Origin of the sequence: Pseudomonas sp. A-R-19 (genome assembly GCF_019956575.1) — a bacterium.
GTDB lineage: Bacteria > Pseudomonadota > Gammaproteobacteria > Pseudomonadales > Pseudomonadaceae > Aquipseudomonas.
Genome location: NZ_JAHBDR010000070.1, coordinates 30379 through 51749 on the forward strand (window position 1 = coordinate 30379; position 21371 = coordinate 51749).

Annotated in this window: 17 protein-coding genes and 1 pseudogene; 1 reads left to right on the forward strand and 17 read right to left on the reverse strand. The window is 61.0% G+C overall.

Annotated elements, in window-relative coordinates:
* Positions 1–162: 162 nt before the first annotated feature.
* Positions 163–945: a DeoR/GlpR family DNA-binding transcription regulator gene (locus tag KGA88_RS19965; RefSeq protein ID WP_110663038.1), complete on the reverse strand. Its 783-nt coding sequence runs from the start codon at positions 943–945 to the stop codon at positions 163–165.
* 427 nt (positions 946–1372) lie between these two features.
* On the opposite strand from KGA88_RS19965, the gene speF reads away from it, so the two are divergent.
* A complete protein-coding gene (gene speF, locus KGA88_RS19970) occupies positions 1373–3556 on the forward strand; it encodes an ornithine decarboxylase SpeF (protein ID WP_223593810.1) in 2184 nt (727 codons plus the stop codon).
* A gap of 63 nt (positions 3557–3619) precedes the next feature.
* On the opposite strand, the gene KGA88_RS19975 is transcribed toward speF, so the two are convergent.
* The 16 genes and pseudogenes from KGA88_RS19975 to KGA88_RS20050 form a co-directional block, all read right to left on the reverse strand.
* Positions 3620–4759 carry an OmpA family protein gene (locus KGA88_RS19975; protein ID WP_223593812.1) on the reverse strand — a complete coding sequence of 380 codons (1140 nt, stop codon included), beginning with the start codon at positions 4757–4759 and terminating at the stop codon, positions 3620–3622.
* Positions 4760–4796: 37 nt separating this feature from the next.
* Positions 4797–5237 carry a type VI secretion system baseplate subunit TssE gene (tssE, locus tag KGA88_RS19980; RefSeq protein ID WP_223593814.1) on the reverse strand — a complete coding sequence of 147 codons (441 nt, stop codon included), beginning with the start codon at positions 5235–5237 and terminating at the stop codon, positions 4797–4799.
* A 2-nt stretch (positions 5238–5239) separates the two neighbouring features.
* Positions 5240–5776: a type VI secretion system lipoprotein TssJ gene (gene tssJ / locus KGA88_RS19985; protein ID WP_223593816.1), complete on the reverse strand. Its 537-nt coding sequence runs from the start codon at positions 5774–5776 to the stop codon at positions 5240–5242.
* Positions 5757–6854 (reverse strand): type VI secretion system baseplate subunit TssG, encoded by a 1098-nt coding sequence (gene tssG, locus KGA88_RS19990; RefSeq protein WP_223593817.1) that lies wholly within the window; start codon positions 6852–6854, stop codon positions 5757–5759. The genes tssJ and tssG overlap by 20 nt, the downstream gene beginning before the upstream one ends.
* Positions 6818–8581 carry a type VI secretion system baseplate subunit TssF gene (tssF, locus tag KGA88_RS19995; protein WP_223593818.1) on the reverse strand — a complete coding sequence of 588 codons (1764 nt, stop codon included), beginning with the start codon at positions 8579–8581 and terminating at the stop codon, positions 6818–6820. Before tssF ends, tssG begins: the two co-directional genes overlap by 37 nt.
* Positions 8582–8608: 27 nt before the next feature.
* A complete protein-coding gene (gene tssA / locus KGA88_RS20000; RefSeq protein ID WP_223593819.1) occupies positions 8609–10195 on the reverse strand; it encodes a type VI secretion system protein TssA in 1587 nt (528 codons plus the stop codon).
* A complete protein-coding gene (locus tag KGA88_RS20005; protein WP_223593820.1) occupies positions 10192–13572 on the reverse strand; it encodes an ImcF-related family protein in 3381 nt (1126 codons plus the stop codon). The genes tssA and KGA88_RS20005 overlap by 4 nt, the downstream gene beginning before the upstream one ends.
* A gap of 10 nt (positions 13573–13582) precedes the next feature.
* Entirely contained in the window at positions 13583–14731 is a 1149-nt protein-coding gene (locus KGA88_RS20010; protein ID WP_317851676.1) for a hypothetical protein, read from the reverse strand.
* An 81-nt stretch (positions 14732–14812) separates the two neighbouring features.
* Positions 14813–15076, reverse strand: coding sequence for a PAAR domain-containing protein (locus KGA88_RS20015; RefSeq protein WP_223593822.1), 264 nt, complete (start codon positions 15074–15076; stop codon positions 14813–14815).
* On the reverse strand, positions 15073–15678 hold the full coding sequence (locus tag KGA88_RS20020; protein ID WP_223593827.1) for a hypothetical protein: 606 nt from the start codon (positions 15676–15678) through the stop codon (positions 15073–15075). Before KGA88_RS20020 ends, KGA88_RS20015 begins: the two co-directional genes overlap by 4 nt.
* The gene (locus KGA88_RS20025; RefSeq protein ID WP_223593828.1) at positions 15653–16630 is read right to left on the reverse strand and encodes a hypothetical protein; all 978 of its coding nucleotides are present in this window, start codon (positions 16628–16630) and stop codon (positions 15653–15655) included. The genes KGA88_RS20020 and KGA88_RS20025 overlap by 26 nt, the downstream gene beginning before the upstream one ends.
* Positions 16631–16710: 80 nt before the next feature.
* A complete protein-coding gene (locus KGA88_RS31450) occupies positions 16711–17097 on the reverse strand; it encodes a DUF2931 family protein (RefSeq protein WP_263296193.1) in 387 nt (128 codons plus the stop codon).
* Complete coding sequence (locus KGA88_RS31455; RefSeq protein ID WP_263296194.1) at positions 17094–17348, reverse strand: DUF2931 family protein; 255 nt, start codon at positions 17346–17348, stop codon at positions 17094–17096. The genes KGA88_RS31450 and KGA88_RS31455 overlap by 4 nt, the downstream gene beginning before the upstream one ends.
* A gap of 13 nt (positions 17349–17361) precedes the next feature.
* Positions 17362–18000: a DUF2931 family protein gene (locus tag KGA88_RS20035; protein WP_223593830.1), complete on the reverse strand. Its 639-nt coding sequence runs from the start codon at positions 17998–18000 to the stop codon at positions 17362–17364.
* Positions 18001–18013: 13 nt separating this feature from the next.
* Complete coding sequence (locus tag KGA88_RS20040) at positions 18014–18652, reverse strand: DUF2931 family protein (protein WP_223593832.1); 639 nt, start codon at positions 18650–18652, stop codon at positions 18014–18016.
* Between the two features lie 1684 nt (positions 18653–20336).
* A pseudogene (locus KGA88_RS20050) lies at positions 20337–21371 on the reverse strand (DUF2345 domain-containing protein); the annotation flags it as partial.

The window sequence follows — 21371 nt, forward strand, 5'->3', positions numbered from 1 at the left end:
ATCCGGCATTGATGTTGTTTGTGCCGGCCTCATCGCGGGCAAGCCCGCTCCTACAGGGATCTTGGGTGACCACATTTTTGCGGTCACTGAAAATCAAAATGTGGGAGCGGGCTTGCTCGCGAAGGGGCCGGAACATTCAATACACCCGCCAGCCAAAATCGCTCAGACTTGCACCACCTCAATCCCCAGCCCCCGATAATCCTCGACATTCCCCGAAGCCACATGCCGCTCGGTGATCAGCGTATGCACGCGCTGGCAAGGCGCGACGACAAAGGGTTCCACCGCGCCGAGCTTGTCCGCCGTAGTGACCGCAATCACATGGGACGCACAGTCGAGCATCGCCTGCTTCACCGGCACTTCATCAAAATGCAGCGAGCTCAAGCCCACCTGCGGGTGGATCGCGCAGACCCCGGTAAACAGCAAATCGGCCTTGATGCCCGCCAGCAGCCGCAGGGTTTCGTGGCCGCTGGCCGACATCGTCGCCGGGTTGAGCTGGCCGCCCGCCAGGATCACCTTGATGCCTTTGTATTCGGACAGCGTAATGGCGGTCATCGGCGACGCGGTGATCGCGGTAATGGCGATGTCCTCTGGCAACGAGCGCGCGATCTGCAAGGTGGTAGTGCCGGAATCGAACACCACGATCTGACCGTCCTGCACCCGTTGCGCGGCCAATTGCGCCAGATGGGTTTTCACCTCGTCGGTTTCACTGATCCGGGTGAAGTAGTCCTTGCCCGTGTCTTTGGGTCGCGGCAACGCCCCGCCGTGCACCCGCTGCACCAGGCCGGCGCTGGCCAGTTCCGCCAGATCGCGGCGGATGGTGTCTTCGGAGACCGCGAAATGCTGGCTCAACTCCGAGGCCATGACCTTGCCATCACGTTCGAGGATCAACAGGATTTTTTGCCGGCGCACTGACGGCAGCTCGGCGGCAGAATGATTGTCGTGCATGTTTTTGCTCGTTTATGCGTAAATCTGCGTGTTTGTGCGAGATTAGCCAAAGCACGGGATAAACACAAACGGGCGGCCGGGCGAACAGGTTGAAGTATCATTTTTTTCGATCTTTCAAATCATTACACCGAATTTTTTATTTTCCTGTGACCTGTTCAAGATGGCGCCGTCACTCATGCTTTGGATGGAAACTTCATGAATATCAATTTTGCTTTTGCGTGCATGATCGTGGTCTCGTTCACGATTGCACTGGTTCACGCTTGACCGGTGCCGGTCGTCCAACCAATCGGTAAAAGCCTGACAAATCAGGAATATGCTCTATAACCAGTGGTGACGCGATTTCCGATCAGGGGAACTGGAGTTCCTCCGGAAGTTGATCTCTCAAAAAGCTGCGGACAATTGAGTGCCCGCCAGGAGACACCACCCCATGAAAGCCCTGAAAATCGCTGCCAGTGAAGGCGCATCCGAATGTTTCCTGAACGCCCGGGAGGTGGTTCCGCTCGGTCACACCGACTTCACCGACGTGGCCGTGGCCGTGGTGTCGGTCAATGATGTGTTGGCCGGAGCCCTCGACGCCATCCAGCGCACCGGTTTTGATGTGCCGATTTTCCTGGTGGCGTCCCCCGGCACCAGCACCCACCCGCGAGAAGTCTACAAACACCTGAATGACGTGCTGCTGCAGGTCAATGGCATCTTCGACCTGTCACCGAGCAACGTCGAATACCATGGCAACCAACTGGAAACCGCCGCCAAAGCCTACGAAGAAAGCCTGCTGCCGCCGTTCTTCGACGCCCTCAAGCACTACACCGAAGCAGCCAATGCGACCTTCGCCTGCCCCGGTCACCAGGGCGGCCAGTTCTTTCGCAAGCACCCGGCCGGTCGGCAGTTTTTCGACTTCTTCGGCGAGACGCTGTTTCGCGCCGACATGTGCAACGCCGACGTCAAGCTCGGCGACCTGCTGATCCACGAAGGCCCGGCGCTGCTGGCGCAGAAACACGCGGCGCAAGTGTTCAATGCGGACAAGACCTACTTCGTGCTCAACGGCACCTCGGCGTCCAACAAGGTGGTGACCAACGCCCTGTTGACCCCCGGCGACCTGGTGCTGTTCGACCGCAACAACCACAAATCCAACCACCAGGGTGCGCTGCTGCAGGCCGGCGCGACGCCGGTCTATCTGGAAACCGCGCGCAACCCCTACGGCTTCATCGGCGGCATCGACGCCCACTGTTTCGAAGAAGACTACCTGCGCGAACTGATTGCCGAAGTCGCCCCGGACAAGGCGCAACTGCCACGGCCATTTCGCCTGGCGATCATTCAACTGGGCACCTACGACGGCACCGTCTACAACGCCCGGCAAGTGGTCGACCGCATCGGCAAGCTGTGCGACTACATCCTGTTCGACTCGGCGTGGGTCGGTTACGAGCAGTTCATCCCGATGATGAAAGACTGCTCGCCACTGCTGCTCGACCTCGACGAAAACGACCCGGGCATCTTCGTCACCCAGTCGGTGCACAAGCAGCAGGCCGGTTTTTCCCAGGCCTCCCAGGTGCACAAGAAAGACCGCCACATCAAAGGCCAGGCCCGTTATTGCAACCATCACCGGCTGAACAACGCGTTCATGGCCCAGGCGTCCACCAGCCCGTTCTACCCGCTGTTCGCCTCGCTGGATGTGAATGCGCGCATCCACTCGGGCCGTAGCGGCCTGCGCCTGTGGGAAGACTGCGTGAAGTTCGGCATCGAAGCACGCAAGCTGATCCTCGAAGCCTGCACCATGGTCCGCCCGTTCGTGCCGTACACCATCGAAGGGCGCGCCTGGGAAGACTATCCCACCGAAGAAATCGCCAATGACATCCGCTTCTTCGAGTTCCATCCCAAGGATCGCTGGCACGCCTTTGGTGGCTATGCCGAGAAGCAGTACTTCATCGACCCGTGCAAATTGCTGTTCACCACCCCGGGCATCGACCCGGTCGACGGCAGCTACACTGACTTCGGCATTCACGCCGGCATCCTCGCCAACTTCCTGCGCGAGAACGGCATCGTTCCGGAAAAATGCGACCTCAACTCGATCCTGTTCCTGCTCACCCCGGCCGAAGACTGGGCGAAGATGACCCACCTGGCCGCACAGATCGCCCGCTTCGAACGCTTCATCAGCGATGACGCGCCGATGAGCCGGGTACTGCCGGCGATCTACGCGCAGCACCAGGAGCGCTATCGCAACTACACCATCCGCCAGCTCTGCCAGGAAATGCACGACCTCTACCGCCATCACAACGTGCAGCAACTGCAGAAGGACATGTTCCGCAAGGAACACTTCCCGAAAAAGGCCATGAACCCGCAGCAGGCGCAAATCGAGTACATCCGTGGCAACGTCGAGTTGGTGGCGTTGGCGGATGCGGATGGGCGGATCGCGGCCGAAGGCGCGTTGCCTTATCCGCCGGGCGTGCTCTGCATCATCCCGGGCGAAGTCTGGGGTGGCGCGGTGCTCAAGTACTTCCTGGCGCTGGAGGAAGGCATCAACCGCCTGCCCGGTTTCACGCCGGAGTTGCAGGGGGTTTATCTGAAGGAGCATGAGGGGCGTATTCGCGCTTATGGATATGTGATCAAGGCTTGAACCCTGTGCAGGCGTAGCCGCGGGAACGGACCGCGGCTACGCCTGTATTTCCCTCCCCCTCGCCTACACGGGGCGCTCCTCTGACGCCGTTTGCCCACATGCACCCGCTTGCGGCAACAGGCTGATTTCAACCCGCCGGTTCGCCGCACGCCCGGTTTCGCTGTCATCACTGCTGACAGGCTGGCTAGCGGCAAACCCCCGCACCGCAAAGCAACTGTCAGGAATATCACCCATGCGTTGCATCCAGTCACGCACGGCCGAGGCCCGGGCGTGGGAAAGCTGCTGATTGTGCTGCGCACTGCCTCGACCATCCGTATGCCCGCCAATGACGATCAGCCAGCCGGGCTGGGCCTTGATGTCGACCAGGGCGCTGATCAGGATCTTGGTCGAACCCGGCTTGAGCTCGGCGCTGCCGGCCTCGAACAGCGACAGGCTGTCCAGGCGAACGGGCGCGACAAAAGTGGGTGGCGACTGCAATAGATGCGCCAGGCGTTGCTCGGCAACGCCGGTCGAACCGAGCCACCAAGCGCCGCTGACTAGGCCCGTCACAACGGCTGCAGCGCAAAGCCACCGGGCCACGGGACGCTTCGCCGGCGGCATTTCAGGCATGGGCATGGGGTTAGGCGGCAATATCACCACGGGCATCATCACAGCCGGCGCCGGCTCCCTTGCAGGCGGCGATAGTGTGCCGACCACAACGCTGCTGCGCTGCATGCGCCGGATCAGGCTCTCGATCTGCTGGCGCAAGGCATGCAGGGCAACCACCGACGGTTGCGCCTGCAACTCCAGGCGCTGCTGCAAACGCGCCAGCCCGCTGTCCAGTTGGAGCAGCTCGGGGAAGTGTTGTGCCCCCGGCGCCAGATTGCGCAGCAACGCCTGCCACTGCACGCACAACCAGGCGAGGATATCCAGGCGCACCGACGCCATGGGTGGCCAACAGGCAGCCCACTGGCCGCACAGGGTTTCGATCAGCGTCACGCCTTGGCTCATGCCTTCCACGCCATATCGCTGGCTGCGCGCCAGGGCAAACGCGGCGGCCGTCTGCAGGTCTGCGCCGTTGTGTTCGAACAGTGCCAGGCACCACTGCTCCACTTTCGCCCAATCCACATCGGGACAGGCCGGGTGACCCAACTTCGCCAGCTCTTCGCGCAGCGCAATAAACTCACCATGACCGCGCGGATCACCGCCCAGTCGAATACGCATTTCAAATAGCACCGTCAGCCTCCGTTGCTTTACAGGTTCAGGGTTTCGACAGCCATTGCTGTCGCTTCAGATGGCGCACCAGGACTTTGCCCTCCGCTGCCAGGGTGGTACCGAAGGTCACCTGCCGGCCGCTTTTGAGCTGGACGTCGAGGCTGTACTCCAGATGGCCCGGCAAAGCCTGCTCGAGCAACGCGATGTGCACCGTCGCCAGGCGCGGCTCGTACTTGACCAGGGTGTTTTGCATGGCCCTCATCAACACGTGCGCCGAGCCCGGCAGGCCCTGCAGGATCTGGCCCATGTCGGGAAGACCATAATCGGGTAAGTGCGCGAGTGTTCCGGCCCGGCTGTTGAGGATGCGTTGCAGGTTGTCCAGCACCGACAGCGTGTGCTGGTCTTCTTCATTGACTTGATGCAGGTCCAGGTCACCGTCGAAATTCTGCAGCAGTGTTTCGTAAAGCGAAGGATTGAGGTCAGGCATGGTCAGTCCCGGGCCAATGCGCGCAGGGTCAATTGGTTGTCCCCCAGCTCGATGACCCGCGCACGATCGGGGTCGAGGTCGTCGCGGTTCAAGGTCAGGCGCCAGGTATTCTTCTGCACGTCGGGATCGCGAAACAATGCGACCACCGTGACGAAACGCGCGTCCTTGTCCAGCGGCACATCCAGTTTCGCGCCCTCGCCCGGCTTGATCACCAGTGCCCGGGTATCGAGCAATTCGCCGGCCAGCGCCTGCTCGTCGCCACCGAGCAGGCTATCGTAGGAAGCCCTCTGCAGCGCCTTGCTGTCGCTCAGTTGATAGACCCGTACCAGCGTCGGGACCGACATCGCATTCATGTCCGCAACATCAGTGTTGATGGCCGTGCGGGCACTGAAATCCAGGCGCAGGTCTTTCACCTGCTTGTAGAAAATCGATCGGGTGGCAGACGCCGTGCCTTCCGAAACAGTCTGAGTGACACCACAGCCGGCGAGCACTACCGCCAGCGTCGTCAGGATCAATGAATTACCAACGGTACGCGACATGCTGTGCTTCCCTATTCCGAGTGTTTTTCAACAAGCCCTGGTAGCGGCCCAGATTAATGGTGATGGTGTCGTGTTCCGCGCCCTGCCAGGTGTCACTGCCCGAACCCAGCATGCCGGTCATGCCCAGGCGGATCGGCGCCCGCCCCAGCACCGGTTGCGGCAGGCTGCGCACTGGCAGCGAGAGCTGCAATTTGGCGGTGCATCGCCAGCCCAGGTACACCCGCAGCAACACCAGCAGGTCGTTGTACAACTGGCCATCTGGCAACCAGCCCCGTGCTTCGTCCCGGTCCCGGGTGAACAGCGCCAGGTGCAGCTGGCTGTTGGCATCGAACCCGTTGTTCCCCAGCGGCGTGCCCTGGGACAGGCTGACCGGACGACTCGCGGACAGACTCGCCGGATGGGCCAGGGGGATTTTCTGCGGCCAGTGCGGCGTGATCCGGGCCCGGGTCTCTGGAGCCAGCAGCGACACCAGAGCGGTGATGCCCTCGGCGTTGCGGGTGGGCATGCGCATTACGCTGAGCAGTGCGAGAAACCGCGAAACCGGCGTGGCAATGCGCTTGGCCGTGCCGGGAATCCCCAGCCCGACCAGGCCCAGCAGACACTGGGAAGTCGCATCACTGCCGCCGGCTTCGAAGGTCGCCGGGTAGGAATACTTGCGCCAGATCCGGTAGAACTGGGTGAAGATCCGGTGATTGAAAATATCCAGGAACGCCTCAAGCGCCTCATGCCCGTCGCGGCGCTGGGCAATGTCGTCGACAAAAGCCGTCGGCAATGGCGAGTCCACGCCATACAACCCCAACAGCCGCGTACGCACCGTCGCCGGGTTCAGCGGTTGCCGGTCATCCATTTCTATGGACTTCAGCTCACCAGCAGGAAAGCCCATGCCAGGGTCCGGGCGAAAGCGTACCGGGTCGTCCGCCGGGTGGCTGGTGCTGCCCAGCGGCGGATGGCCTGGCAGGGCTTGCTCGAGCAACTGGCAGAACCGGTACAGACTCGCTTCGGCCACCCGCCCTTCCAGCGCTTCGAGCAATCCGCCGGCTTTCAGCCGGGAATACGCTGACTGTGGTTCTCGTTCCATCGCAGGCACTTTCCAGTAGGTTGAAGGATCAGCGTGAGCTGGTTGAACAGGTGAATGTCGGCGTACAGCGCGAAGAAGCGATGAAGCATTTCGCCAAACAGGCTGATGTCGCCCTCGCCGCAAAAACCATGGGTGTCGAGGGTCACTTCGATATCCACGCCGCGCAGCAGAAAGCCTTTTTCGAACCGCTGCACCAGGTGGTGCCTGACGTCGACGATGGCCGCCAGGCGACGGCGGTTCAGCTCGCTGCCGCTCCAGTCGTACAACGCCAGGGTGCCGCGCAGCACTTCGGCGTTATCGAGCATCGGCAGGAAGTTGGAACCCAGGTGACTGAGTACGCGCCAGTGGAAACGATCGCGGTTCGGCGGATAGCACGGCAAGGTCGGGGCGCTCAAATTGCGCACGCGCAAGCCGCTCAAGGCGGTGTTGACCAGCCCATCAAGCAGGGTGCTTTGCAGCGCCTTGCGTGGCAGCAGGCCGTGGGTCCCGGTCAGTTGCAGGGACAGGCTCTGGCTGCCCTGCAAGCGATCCTGATCGAAGCCGTCGCCCCCGAGAATCAGCCAGGTATCGTGCAGGCCATTGGCACCTCGCTTGAGGCGGGTATGGAAGTAACGCTCGGGCGCCTCGTCGCGCAACATTCCGCCCTTGTGACGAAAACTGCTGAACGGTACATAGTCCAGACGCTCGGTGTTCTTCGATGCGGTGACCCGATCCACCGAGTAAATTTCCGTGTGACCGTCCTGCAGGCGCATGGGACGCAACAGGTAGTCGGTTTGCAATGGATCCAGCGGCATCGGATCGGCTTCCAGTGTGAACAGATTGATCACCGGTACCGCATGCAGGCGAAGGTGTTCGGCGCTCAGGTTAAATGCCTGCGGCCACGACTCGCGCAGGACCACCTCCAGTTCGAACCAGGGCATATCCGCATTGATACTCACCTGCTCCAGGCCATGGAGGGTGACGAACATGAACTTCTCGCGGAAGGTGAAATATTCCAGCAGCAACTGATAGCCGCTGAACGCGCTGTCACCCTTTGGCCACAAGCGGTCCTCATCGGCAAAGCCCTTGGGCGCGAAATGACCTGCCAGTGCAACTCGTTGCGCCTCGCCCGGCAGGCGCACATACAACGCCTGGGCATTCAGGGTCAGGGCCTGATGCAGCGCGCTGGCCAGGGGGGCATCGGCGTTCAGGTACATCGGCACGCGGCTGAGGTCGATCTGGCTCCAGTCGATCGCCGTTGCGCAGGCAAACCGCAGGCGCAGCAGCGAGCGGCCGTCGGGCTCATGGGCCAGGCGCAAGGATTGCAATTCGATGGGTTGCAGCCGCAGGTCCTGGGTGGTGGTGTAACGGCATACGGTACGCTGCGGCCCGATGGGTTGCGAGAGCACCTCCTGGCCGGCGGCGATCAGCTCGCTGCGCCTGATCTGTGCCAGTTGCACCTGGAACTCGACGATCGACAGCGAGGGAATGGTGCGCAGGTAATGGGGCCACAACAGGCTGACCAGGCCTTCGGTCAGTTCCGGCAAGTCGTCGTCGAGCTTTTCGCGCAGGCGCCCCATCAAGAAAGCGAAGCCCTCGAACAGGCGCTCCACATAGGGATCGCGGGCGCCGGGTTTGTCCAGGTTCAACTGCGCCGCGCGGTCGGGAAACGCTTGCGCAAACTCCTCCCCGGCTTCGCGCAGGTAGCGCATCTCGGCGTCGTAATAACGCAGTGTCAGATTGTCCATGCTGTAAATAATCCTGATAAATGGAGTTCAACCGCACAATACGGCGGCGCGTACCGGATCGATGGCAACCAACGCCGCCAGCAACGTCTCCATGCGTCTGTCCAGGGCCGGCTTGTCGACAGCGTTGCGCTGCGCCTTCAGGCGCGTCAGCTTGAGCAGGCGGGCCTTGACCTCGAAATGCAATTCCGGCTCCCAGTCCGCCAACGCCTGGCGCTCGGCCGTGGCATCCAGTTCACCGAGCAGGTGCAGGGCCAGGTCGTTCTTGCCACATTGCTCGGCCACCCGCGCCATCAGCAGGCGCAGCAGCCAGCGTTGGCGGCCGGTGTGAATGTCCGGGCGCGCGGCCAGCCAGGCCAGTGCATGTTCGACGCCGTCGCTGTCGGCCTGGGCCAGCGCCTCGCTTTCCAGGGACAGAATTTCGCCATCGGCCATGATCGCTGCCGGGGCCGCTGCGGGCAGGAGTTGGCGCGACTGATTGGCGCTGACGTGCTGAGCGATCCATTCACGGGTGGCCTCGTCGGCGAACGGTGTACCGTCGTTCCACCCCAGCGCCTCCAAGCCCGGCAGCCGCTCGAGGAACATGCCCAAGTCGCGTTTGACCATGTCCGCCCAGCCGTCCTGGGGCGGCGGTAGTTTGCTCAAGGCCTGCACCAGGTACCACTGCAGGTCCAGCCAGAAATGGTTGACCCCCTCGGCGAACGTGCGCTCGACCTGATCGAGCAATTCGCTCCAGTTCTGCTGCTGATACAGGCGCTTTAGTTGCGCCCGGGATTCGCCCCGGGGCGGCGCCAGGCGCGTGGTGCCGATGGCGTCCTGCAGGGGCGGCTCGTGCAAGGTGTCCCAGCGCAGGCTTTTCATCAGGCGGTGCGCCGCCAGCCAGCCTTGTGGCTGGTCGCGCAGGTAACAGGCCAAGGTCCGGCCGCTGTCCAGCAGGTCGCGCCCGGACTTGATGGCCTGGCTACCCGGGGAGCTGGCCTGGCTGACGGACTCGTGGCTGGCGCTGTGCTGCGGCACCACCGCATCGACTCCGCCGGACTGTGCCAGGCGCGCCGACAACGCGCCATGCAACGCATCCAGCTGCGGCCGCTGATCCTCGGGCCAGGCTTGCAACCCATGTTCAAGCCAGGCCAATGCCGCCACCGTGCGTTCCGCCTCGGCCTTGACCACCTCCGGGTACAGCGACAGGCTGTCCAGCACCTTGGCGCCGGTCAACCACTCCAGGGCCATCTTGCGGCTGTTGGCCCGCACGGGAAGCACATCGCCTGCGTACCGCTCAACCAGCGCCGCCAATAAACCAAGGCCATCGGCCAACCCGGTCTCACCGTCCTTCTGCAGGCGTGCCCACAGGTAGTAAGTGGCGACGCGAAGATCCTTGCAGCGCTGGCCGAGCAACTTCTCCGCCAGCTGAATCACCTCGTCGACGTTCGCGCCGGAGAGCTTGTTGACCTCTTCACGCATGCGCTGGAAATCATCGTCGTAACCCGGGTCTTCACCGACCGGCGACTGCGCACTGATGGGCTGCAACCAGGATTGCCAACAGTCGGCCTGGGTACGGGCAAGGGCCAGCGGGTCACGTTCGCCGAGGCAACGGGTGATCAGTTTGAGCAGGCTCATGGGTAACTTCCATTCTGCGCATAGGGCTGTGCTTGAGTGCCTTCGCCGAGAAAGATCTGCGCCGGCAATTCAAAGCCGCGCAACTTGAGCAACGCCAGCGGCCCTGCACCCAGTTCAGTGCGCAGGTACCAGGTCAGGTCGAGGCCGTCGGGGGCACGAAGCTGCACGCGGTACTGGCTGTCGGTGTCGTTCAGCGGGGTGACCTTCGCTTGTTCGAGCAGGCGGATCAGGCCCCAGGTGCCTTCGTAATCGCCGTAGAGGCGTTCGTTGGCCAGCACGCTGATCCACAGCAACCGCGTGCCCGGGTGCTGGCTGAAACCCGGCCAGCTGAAGCGCTGCCAACGTTCCTTCTGGTTGAAGTACTCGTGTTTTTCGCCGTTAAGGATGAAGGTGGTCTGCACCACGTCGCGCACCGGCTTGCCACGCAACTCGAAGCTCAGGCCCATGCCGCCGTCGGTGTAGAGCACGTCGGCGAGATGGCTGAGCTGGTTGATCGCCGTCAGGAACTTCGGGTTGAAGTGCAGGCCCTGGCTGTGCCGCGAATCGGCCACCCAGCGGCTGCCTTCCTTGCGCAGCACGCCGCCCAATTGCTGCTGGAGGAACTGGTCGATGCGCCCGGCGTCGGCGCGGATCATCTGCCCGAGCATCGGCAGCGAGGCGTCACTGCCAGTGGCGGCAAAGGGGTAGCGCCCGGCAAACGCGCCCTGCCAGTCGCGTACGATCGCCCGCTGCCACTGGCTGTTGAGGCCGGCCACCGAGGGTTGCAGGACTCGCTGCCAGGCCTGCTCCAGCGGTTGCACGAACAGGGTCTGGCCGATGCCATCCCACTCGGCACCGAGGCTGGCGGCGAGCAGGCTGCCGTAGGCCTGGGTGTCGGTGAGGTCGACGCTGTGGCCTTGGAAAACTGATTGCGCCAGGGCCTGGGTCATCGCCTGGGGATTGGGTGCGTTGCTCACCTGCTGCAACTTCAGGCGCACCCGGGTGACGCGGTTGAGGAAGGCTTGCAGGCTCAGGCGTTCGTTGTCGTTCTGGTTGTCGACGTCTTTGCCCAGCAAGGTCAACAGCGGGCCAAAGGTGGCGTCCAGCGGGCTGCTACTGGCGGGCATCGACTGGTCAATCAGCGGCGCTTTTTCCTGGCCAAGCAACTGCTGCGCCGACTGCACCAGCGAGTCGGCCAGGGCCTGACGACGGGTGCCAGCCTGGCCCTGATAGGCCAGGGTGTTCATCAGCGCGATCAGCGGCGACTGACGCACATCGCTCATCAGCGCCAACTGGTCGATCACCTCGCCGAGGCTGTCCACTGGTTGCCAGCGCAGTTGGTTGAGAAAATCCAGCCAGGCGTGGGCGTAGTCCTGGAAATAGCGTTCGGTCAGGCGCTGCTTGAGCTGCTCCGGGCTCAGGTCGGCGGCGAGACGCGCCGGGTTGTCGCTGAGCACCCAGTCGATTTCCTCGCGACGCGCCTCGGCGATAGCGTCGATGGCCGGGCGCACCTGGCCTTCCCAGGCCTGGCGGGTGAACACGCCGGGGACCTCGGCTGAAGTGGCAAACAGCGCTGCGGCCTCGGTGTCGCCGACCATCTGTTGCAGGGCCAGCGCCGGGGCGTGGTTGGCCGAGTTGTCGAGCACGGTTTGGTACAGGCTGGCTTCGCCGTTGCGCTGGCCCAGCTGGCTGATCAGGACCTGGCGGACCTGGGCGACCAGCTTGGGATCGGCGTCGATGCGCCAGTTTGGGTGGGCGGCCAGTTGTTCGGCGTAAAAGGCCCACAGGGTCGGTGACAGCGCGTGCCAGAGGCCTGGTGAGTAGCCGGTGCTTTGCGGTTCGACTTCCACCAAGGCTTGGGTGAGAAAGGCCGGATCGGTTTTTTCCGGGCGCGCCAGCATCAGGTAGGCCTTGAGCTGCGCGTAGGCGGCCGGGGCGCGCTTGGCGCGTTCGGGGTTGTCCGGTGGCAGCTTGACCAGGGCGTTGAGACGGGCCTTGAGGGTGGCCGCTGCCGGGTCGCGCAGCAGGCGCTGGTTGGCTTCGACGTAACGCGGCCAGAGCATAGCCAACAGCGCGTCGTTCTGGTTCAGGCCGAAACGCTGATGCCATGGTGAGCCGTGGCTGGCGCGGTAATCCAGGCGGCCGAGTTCGCGGGTCAGTTCGTTGAGAGCGCTCAGTTGCGCGTCGCCGGGTGTGGCTTGTTGCAGTGCGGTCAGCGAGGTTTGCAAATGGTGAATCTGCACGCGGTTGCTGATGAACGACAGCAGCAGGCCGGCGCCCCAGACCAGGGCCACGGTCAAAACCAAACCGTAGGCGATGCGCTGGGCGCTCCAGCCCAGGCGACGGTTCCGCCGTTTTGGCTCGCCGAGCACGCCTTGCCAGGCAGGGTCCATGGGCCAGAAGTGCTCTTCCTTGTTCAGCGTTGTATTGGACAACGGCAGGCTGAACCACAGGCCGCGCAACGGTACATCCTGCCTGGAACTGCCGAACCACGGGGCCAGTGCCTTACGCCAGCGGGCCACGCCTTCAACTTGCAGGTCCCGCGCCAGGCGCACCAGAAAATCATGCGCCATCGTCAGGTTCATCTGCGCCCAGCCTTCCTGACGCATGGGGCCCAGTAAACTGTGCAGCGACGTTTCCAGGTCTGATGCGGTGAGGCGTGACGGCAGTGCGCAACCCACCGCCTGGCTCGGACGTTTGTCCTGCAACCAGTGACTGGCGCAGACCTGCCACAGGTGCAGCGGCAGCGACCAGCCCAGCGTACTTGCGAGGTCTTGCAGGTGCCGTGCGCCTTTACCCATGTGGTAGTCGTCTGCGCTTTGCTCGGTATTCAACGCCCAGACCACGCCATCAAGGGCCCGCCAGCGGGTCAAGCGGCGATAGCGCTCGATCACCACATCGTCCAGCTTGTTTTGCACACTGCCGCCCCAGAGCAACACGGTGTCATCATCAATCAGCCAATGGTCCCGGGTCAGGCCGGGCGCGATAGCCTGGATTTGTTCGGGTTCACCGACGATGAGCAGAAGGCGGACCTTGTGACGCCAGAAGAGGCTTGGGCGTGCCCGCAAAGAGGTTTTAACCCTGGCCACCCATGGCCTGGCTTGAACATCATTGGAATCAGGTCGGAGGGCTCGCGCAGGTACAGGAATATCATCCTTTTCGCGCCGGTTAAATGCCGAGTGGCCCATCTGCCTTCCCAACAAATGATATCCACCCAGGAATATCGATGCGATGAAGGTGATCACCGAGGTCACTGAAAGCCACACCGTTTGCTGAACACTGTCGGCGGCAATCCCCAGTGACTCCGGGTGACGCCAGAGCAGTACACCCAACACCACACCGGCCAGCACCAGCATGCTCACCAGCCCACCTATTCCTATAGAGCGTCGAAACTGCATTCCAGATTTCCTATTCCGAAAGGGGTGACACGGGCATCAACACCGTGTTCCAGAGTCCATCGGCGACAGCGCCGCCACTGAAAATGAACTGCGGCCCCGCGCCGTGTTCGATGTTCTGCGCAGCGGCGGCGATGGCCACCCACGGGGCGGCTTGACCGGGATGTCCAAGCAAATCATCGAAATTGCAACATCCCTGGTTGGGTCTGGCCGGCAGAGCCACGTCAGCCGACACCGTCGACAAGGCGGCACGGCGTTGCGCATGGATACCCACTCTCCAGACCTGTTCGATGGACTCTGCTGGCAGCGGTACCCATGCGAGGGCCTGACGCACGGCATATAGCAATGCGGCGTCGGTGGGTGCGCGCTCCTGTTCAGGGCGATGCAGGTACGCCATTGGCGCCAGGGTGGATTGCGTCAGAAGATTGCCGAACAACAAGCCAACGGCGACTTCCGCCGTGCCTTCGGGCTGCTCCGGAGCTAAGTGCAACGCCACCACCAGCAGCAACGCCTGATCGTCTATGCGCTGATCGAGCCAGCAATCCACCGCCGCCAACCCACTGCCCTCGACAGGTGCTGTCGATTGCCGGATACCCGACAGGCGCCACGCCTCTTGCCACACACGCCGCAACACACCCTCTGGCAACCCGCTTTCGATCTCCAGCGACAACGCCAATGGGTTGCTGTCCGGCAACTGCGCCAAAATCGGGGCGAAGTCACCCAGCACTTGCTTCAACACCCCTAGCAGCAGGTGCTCGGGGTCCTCCCTGTCGCCAGGAAAATGAGTGTGGCGCAGCGGCGTTTCACCCTTCCCTACGGGTCGAGCCTCAAGTGCGACGGCTCCATTCAGTAAAGAATCCAGCTGGGCAGCCGGCTTATCACCGGGCTTCCGAAGTGCGGTGTAGAGACTGGCACCCAACAATTGCTGAGTGCGGCGCCCCTGGCGGGTTTTGCAAAACACATCGTTTTCCCGTGCTTCATCCCAACCATCAGCAGCACTTTGTTGGCCTATGTAAAGCAATGCCCGGCCGAACCCCAGCACGCACCAGACACCCAAGGGCACGCCCAAGGCCAGCGCCCAGAAGTCGGCTGACTGCTGGCTCAGCGGCACCGTGCTGGACAGCCATGCCAACCCCGCCCCCAACAGTAACAAGAGAGGCAACAAGCCGGCCCAAAGCCAGGCACGGGGACGCGTAGGCCTCACCGCCTGCGCAGGGACCTTATCCAATCTGACCGGCATGGCTTAGCTCGCACCTGCTACAGGTAACGAGGAAATCAGCGCACACCCGCACGCACAGCGATGTCCGTCAAATGCAACCGGAACACCGTTGTCACGAAACGCCGGATGCCCCTCGGCGATCACGGTGCGGCCGTGACCTGGAACCGGACAGCGCACCGGATCTCCTTCACGCGCCACACCTATCCCGTCGAACCGCATGACGGCGGAACCCGACAGTACGGTGCCGCCTCCGGTGGTTTTGTCGCCAATACGAATGATGCCTTTCATTTCTCGTCCCTTTTTAATGAACCTGTGTTCGAACTTTCTTGAATCAGTACGTCTTGCCGAAGGAACCCTCCGTCATGCGGCACAAAATTCGAACGCTGCAATGACTGACCGGCAACATTTACATTCTCGAACCACGCAATGGAAAAACCCGCTGAACTCCACCGTACCGACGAGAAGTCCAAGTCTTGCTGCTGTGCGCCGGAGTTCTGACTTTCAGTCGAGATCGATCGCAAACAGCTGCTTACCAATACTTTGGTACTTTCAACGAGACCTGCACTCTTGACTTGATAGACATAAAGCCAGACTTCGTTTCCCGAGCCGCATAAGCCTGAAGGATGCGCAGGGTTCGAGGGTACGATCTGGAACAGCGAAACATATTCACTCGCCCCGACCTTGTGTTTATCGTTGTCATAAAGCACAGCGCCGGCATCGACCATCAACTTCACTTGATAGGTCGCGCTATCGGTCATTCGAAGTTGTGCCTGCCCACTGACCTTTATTACCTGCGTTATTTCAGCACTGGCATAAGCAGCCGAAACTAAACAAAACAGCAAGCAGAACAGTATTCTTGCGAATTTATTTACCCAGCACATGATCTGCATAACAGACTCCCTGGTATTGCCACGGATGATCCTCCGACTGCCCCTTAGTGCCCTTCGAATAAGTTTCCTTGTCCCTCTCTCGTAACTGCGCCTGAGTTCTATCCTTATTCTTTTCGTTATCCATCGACCAACCAATATTTCCAGTATTGCTATCGCACAGAAGATTTTTCTTTCTGACCCAGGAAGCAGAAACCGTGTCCCATTCGTGATAAGAGCCACCGTTCCAGCGGCTGAACACTTCATGCTGCAATTGGTCTTCGGTATAGGTCCTGCCAGCCTGCCCAAGGTATTTTTTGGCGATGCGCACCTTGTCTTTGTAAATCGAAGATCCAGCGAGAATGTTGGCTTTCCAGTTCCAGACCTGTTCGTAATTCGGCGCCGGATTGGTCATTTGGGTAATGCCGTAGCCTTTGTCGAAGGCGACAATGGGTTCTCCATCGAAATCGATGAAGTGTTTGGAGCGACTCTCCTGTTCCAGCAACTTTTCGAAGCCGGACATGTTGTCCAGACTGCCTACATAGCTGGCGATGCTCTGCCTTGTCGGGTTTTGTCCTTGTATGACAATATTTCTGGTCAAGGACTTATCGCCGACACTGACGCTAACTGTCAAAAAGCCACCAAGCACTTGTTCAGCAAGATTCACCGACCATGTTTTTTTATCGCTGACAAACGATCCGGACGCTTTAAAGGTTTGCAGAACGTCGTCTTTACGAGCGCGTTCCCTCAAGCCACTGGCTTTCGCCTCCCATTCAATCGTCCACGACCAAGTGTAAAGCCCGAAAACTTCAGTGTGAAACTCAAAAAAAATATCGGGCAACAACGCGTCCTGCGTAATCTTGAATACGGCGTTTTCTGCTGGCGACAACCAAGTCAAAGCATTGTCTGCCGACACGACTTTGATCACAGTGTCATCAGTGTTATTGGTACTGCCTGCAAAAATCACTTGCTGCATATTATTGACATCCTTTTGAAATTTTGGGTGCAGTAGTCCTTTGGCTTAAAAAGCCAACTACACGAATACTTAACTAGCGTTTACCAGGAGCCATAAGGAATTCCGTGCGCGTCAACATAGGCTTTGTTCTCAGGCTCTATCGGTACGTATTGCCCGTTACTCTTGCCGCGATACGGTCCTAATGGTTCGATCTCCGCCTGAAACCGGCCAACTTCCTTGTAATCCAGACACGCGCCCCCCACCCAAACCTTGACGATGCCACCAGGGGCCATACCCAGGGTGATGGAGTCGCGATAGTCGTCTTTCCACTTTTTGGAACCTTGGCAAAACACCCGCTCCGGCTTGACCATCTCATCACGCACCCATTCTGGGATCGTGATCCTGATCTTGTAAGCCTGAGGTTCCACCAGCGATTGCCAGCGCAAGAAAAGTCGCTCGGGCAGGTCAACATTATTAATTGCCATCATTGCCCCCCGCCTTGGTGCCATCCTTCCGGCTTCCGGGTGTAGCCGGCGACGCCTCCATGAACGTTAAAAAAAGCAAACCCGCGCTGATCGAGTACATCCACCGTCTCGACCCAGACTTCCATGAAACGTGGCGCCGCCAGGCCGACGTACCAACTGTCATAAGGCAAGTTGGCCGGTGCCGGTGGCCGAGTCTCACCAGCACAGGCGCACAAGCTCAGCAGCAGTCCGGTGAGCAGAATTAATCGCTTCATTGCGGGTAACCCTTCACCATGTGCCATAGGGAATACCGTGCGCATCAACATAGGCTTTGTTTTCAGGCTCGATAGGAACGTATTGCCCGTTGCTCTTGCCTCGATAAGGGCCAAGCGGCTCGATCTCGGCCTGAAAACGCCCGACTTCCTTGTACCCCAGACAGCCCGCCCCCACCCAGACCTTGACGATTCCGCCAGGCGCTATTCCCAGATTTACTCTATTGCGATAAAGCGTTACCTCCTTTTGATCTGCTGCACAAAACACCCGTTCAGGCTTAACCATTTCATCACGCACCCACTGCGGGATTGTGATTCTGATTTTGTACGCCTGAGGTTCCACCAGCGATTGCCAGCGAAGAAAGAGCCGCTCCGGCAGGTCGACGTTGTTCACTGGTTTGGTTTTCCCACCGCCCTTGTGCCAGCCCTCCGGCTTGCGGGTGTAGCCGGCAACCCCGCCATGCACGCGAAAAAAGGCCAACCCGCGCTCATCGAGCACATCCACCGTCTCGACCCAGACTTCCATGAAGCGCGGCGCGGCCAGACCGACATACCAGCTGTCATAGGGCAGGTTGGGCGGTTGAGGTGACTGCGGCCCGTTGGCGCAGGCACACAAGCTCAACAGCAGGCCGATGAGCAGGCTCATACGCTTCATGGCGGATAATCCTTCACCATGTGCCATAGGGAATGCCGTGCTGATCGATATACAACTGGGCCTCGGGCTTCAGCGCCCGGTAGTAAATGCCTTTACCGTTCAGGTAAGGTCCGCGCGGCTCGATCTCCGCCTGAAAGCGGCCGACTTCCTTGAAGTCCAGACAAGCCCCTCCCACCCAGACTTTGACGATGCCACCGGGGGCCATGCCCAGGGTGATCATTTTTCGATAGTCGACCTTCCACGACCTGGACCAGTGGCAAAACCCACGCTCCGGCTTGACCATCTCGTCGCGCACCCACTGGGGGATCGTGATCCTGATCTTGTACGCCTGGGGTTCCACCAGCGATTGCCAGCGGAGAAAGAGCCGCTCCGGCAGGTCGACGTTATTAATTGGCATCATTTTCCCACCGCCCTTGTGCCAGCCTTCCGGCTTACGGGTGTAGCCGGCGACGCCTCCATGAACATCGAAAAACGCCAACCCACGCTGATCGAGCACATCCACCGTCTCGACCCAGACTTCCATGAAACGCGGCGCGGCCAGACCGACGTACCAGCTGTCATAAGGCAGCTTGGGCGGCGCGAGTGATTGAGGTTCATTGGCACATGCACACAGGCTCAACAGTAACCCGATGATCAAGCTCAAACGTTTCATTGCGGATACCCTTTTTGCGGCTGATTGGGGTAGACGTTGCGTTTTTTATTCGGTGCCGGTTTGTTGATCAGCAGACCCGCACGAGGGGTCCAGTGAGCGGATTGGTGAATGTAGCGACTGCGTAACAAATACTCCTCAGCGGGACCCAATTTCACTTCGTTGTCCGCCAGGGTTTGCGCCAGAATTTGCTCGGCGATGGGTTGCAGCTCTTCAGGCAAGCGCAAGCGTTGGTCTTCATCACTGATAGCGTCAAACGGCACGCCATGGCGCACACCCAGTTCACGCATCAATCGCAGGGCAATCAGCGCCAGTTCCCCGCGTACCGACCGGTCGAGGACGATCACTAACCAATATTCATCCACTTTGGCCTCAGTCTTACCACGCGGAACTGAGGGGATCGGCCAAGCCTTGACGTCAAGGCTGCCAGCGCCAGCCAGGCCACTCTCACGCAGGGCCCGCGCCTTAGCGTGCAGTTGCATCCACTGCGGGTGCGACTCCGGTCGCTGGTGGGCTGGCACGCTGATCCGCTGCGGCGCCGTGACCCATAACCGCTCCTGGGCGTTCGGCAAGTAGCCGCCGCCGACGTCCGAGTGCACGCCGGGCAGGCTGATTTGCCGATGACCGTGGACCACACTGTTGAGGGCGAAATTCACACGGTGCTCGTCCCGGGCCTGCAACTGGATGATCTGGCGGGCGCAACCGGGGGGCAGGTACAGGTTGACCCCCGGGTTGTCGTCGTTGGCCACGCTGAGGTCCGCCCCCATGATCGCCGCGACGGTGTCGAACAGTCCGATCAGGTTGAGGCTGACGTCCATCACAGGATCAAAATTGGTCCGCAGGGCTGAGCGACCCGCCTGCAGTAAATCGCCGAACACACCCCGCCCCGGTTTGAGCAGTTCGTTAGCACAGTGCCGTGCGGCGGCGGCACCACGACTGAAGCCGAAAATGTCGAATTCGATATTCCGGATATATGTGCCAGGGTTGGTTTTCTGAAAGAGCTCCATCTGCTCTGCGATTAGGCGCGGCGCCTGCTCAACTCGCGCCACCACCCCGGTTTCCCTGCGTCCCGTGGCCTGGCCCGCAAGCGAGTCCTTGCCGCCACTGCGAGTGCCGATGCCCTCTAGATAAACCGGTGCAAAGCCAATATCAGCCCCTGGCGGGAGACTATCGGTGGCATTGTCGGGATACAGCCTGAACAAATGCACCACATTACTCGGCGCATTGCCGTAACTGTTATCCGGAGTACTGGCAAAACCACTGCCATCAAACCCGTCAAACCCATGCTGCTTGCACAGTTGCACAATGCTCGCCAGGTCACTCTGCTCGAACAGCTCAAGATCTTCACGTCGGCACTGTTGGGTCGCGGCCGCATTGCTCAGGTTGTTACCCGTGCCATCGAAGAACAGCCCCAGGCGCAAGGTGATACCTTCGAGTTCTTCCTCCTCTTCCTCTTCTTCCATGTCGTAGATGAGCGACAGCGCTTCGGGCTGGGCGGTGTACACCCGTTCGGTGAAGCCCTGGCTGTCGGTGATGCCTTTCCAGACCTTGCCGGAGGCGGCGGTGATCTTGTAGGGCATGCTGGCCAAGGGTTGTTCGCCATTGCTGGCAAACAAGCGGAACTGCTCATGGAACTCCAGGGGTGGGTCGATGCGTGTCGGTACGGTCAGGATCTGTGGCGCTTGTTGAGCTGCACCGCTGTACTCGAAGTGCGCCGCCTTGACCTTGTGATCCCCCACCGTGCCCGATTCGATACGGCATTCATCCAGGCTGAGGTAACTGCCACCGCCATTGAGGACGATTTTCTTCTTCGCGGTGATGTGGATTTCATCTTCGGTGCTGGTGATGTCCAGACCATGCCGGGCGATCAGCTCCAGGCGATCGTTCTGCGCCTGCACGCTCACCGGGCCCTGGTTGGCGATCAGCTTGATGCCGAGCTTGCGCACGAACAGGCTCAGGCCTTGGCCGACGCCGACGAACAGGCGCTTGATCACACTGAGGTCCGCCTCGCCGCCGGCGTTGAGCATCAGGTTGTCCTTGGCCGCCAGTTGCAGGTGTTTTCCGCTGGTGAGGGCGATGCCTTGCGGGGCGCTGAGCAGCAGGACCTGGGACTTGAGCTGTTCCAGATCCTGGCGCAGCAAATTGATCTGCGCGGCCACATCCGCTGGGTCGGCGGTAGCGGTTTGGGCGTCGGTCGAGAGTTGTTGCAGTTGTTCGCCGGCTTGTTGCAGGCGGTCGACGGCATCCGCCATGTCCAGCACCGGCCCCTGCGCCTTGGCCTGCGCATCGGCACTGATGAACACGCCCTTCCCTGCACGCAAACTGCCCCAATCATCCGTCCTCAGCTCAAACCCTTCCCCGCGCTTCTTGCGCTGGCCATCCACCAGATGCCCCAGATTCAGCTGGCTCTTGCCGCCATACTCGGTACTGAGCTTGATGTGCTCCTGCCCCCGCGTGTCATCCAGGCGCAACTTGTTGTTGGCCGGTGTACGCAGCACGTTGCGGTGGTCGTTGCGCTGGGTCACCAGGTCGGGGTGCTGGTCGTCGTGCAGGGCGTGGGCGATGTAGGGGCGGTCCGGGTCGCCCTGTTCGAAGGCGATGGCCACTTCGGTGCCGGCGATCAGTGGCAGGTGCAGGCCGTAGGTGTCGCCGGCGTAGGCGCGGGCCTGGCGCAGCCATTTGCTTTCGCGGCCGGCGGGCCAGGTGTCGCGGTCGAAGAGGA

Coding starts and splice junctions, on each gene's coding strand:
- KGA88_RS19965 (WP_110663038.1), bottom strand. CDS start 945: ATGCACGACAATCATTCTGCCGCCGAGCTGCCGTCAGTGCGCCGGCAA.
- speF (WP_223593810.1), top strand. CDS start 1,373: ATGAAAGCCCTGAAAATCGCTGCCAGTGAAGGCGCATCCGAATGTTTC.
- KGA88_RS19975 (WP_223593812.1), bottom strand. CDS start 4,759: ATGCGTATTCGACTGGGCGGTGATCCGCGCGGTCATGGTGAGTTTATT.
- tssE (WP_223593814.1), bottom strand. CDS start 5,237: ATGCCTGACCTCAATCCTTCGCTTTACGAAACACTGCTGCAGAATTTC.
- tssJ (WP_223593816.1), bottom strand. CDS start 5,776: ATGTCGCGTACCGTTGGTAATTCATTGATCCTGACGACGCTGGCGGTA.
- tssG (WP_223593817.1), bottom strand. CDS start 6,854: ATGGAACGAGAACCACAGTCAGCGTATTCCCGGCTGAAAGCCGGCGGA.
- tssF (WP_223593818.1), bottom strand. CDS start 8,581: ATGGACAATCTGACACTGCGTTATTACGACGCCGAGATGCGCTACCTG.
- tssA (WP_223593819.1), bottom strand. CDS start 10,195: ATGAGCCTGCTCAAACTGATCACCCGTTGCCTCGGCGAACGTGACCCG.
- KGA88_RS20005 (WP_223593820.1), bottom strand. CDS start 13,572: ATGCAGTTTCGACGCTCTATAGGAATAGGTGGGCTGGTGAGCATGCTG.
- KGA88_RS20015 (WP_223593822.1), bottom strand. CDS start 15,076: ATGAAAGGCATCATTCGTATTGGCGACAAAACCACCGGAGGCGGCACC.
- KGA88_RS20020 (WP_223593827.1), bottom strand. CDS start 15,678: ATGCAGATCATGTGCTGGGTAAATAAATTCGCAAGAATACTGTTCTGC.
- KGA88_RS20025 (WP_223593828.1), bottom strand. CDS start 16,630: ATGCAGCAAGTGATTTTTGCAGGCAGTACCAATAACACTGATGACACT.
- KGA88_RS31450 (WP_263296193.1), bottom strand. CDS start 17,097: ATGATGGCAATTAATAATGTTGACCTGCCCGAGCGACTTTTCTTGCGC.
- KGA88_RS31455 (WP_263296194.1), bottom strand. CDS start 17,348: ATGAAGCGATTAATTCTGCTCACCGGACTGCTGCTGAGCTTGTGCGCC.
- KGA88_RS20035 (WP_223593830.1), bottom strand. CDS start 18,000: ATGAAGCGTATGAGCCTGCTCATCGGCCTGCTGTTGAGCTTGTGTGCC.
- KGA88_RS20040 (WP_223593832.1), bottom strand. CDS start 18,652: ATGAAACGTTTGAGCTTGATCATCGGGTTACTGTTGAGCCTGTGTGCA.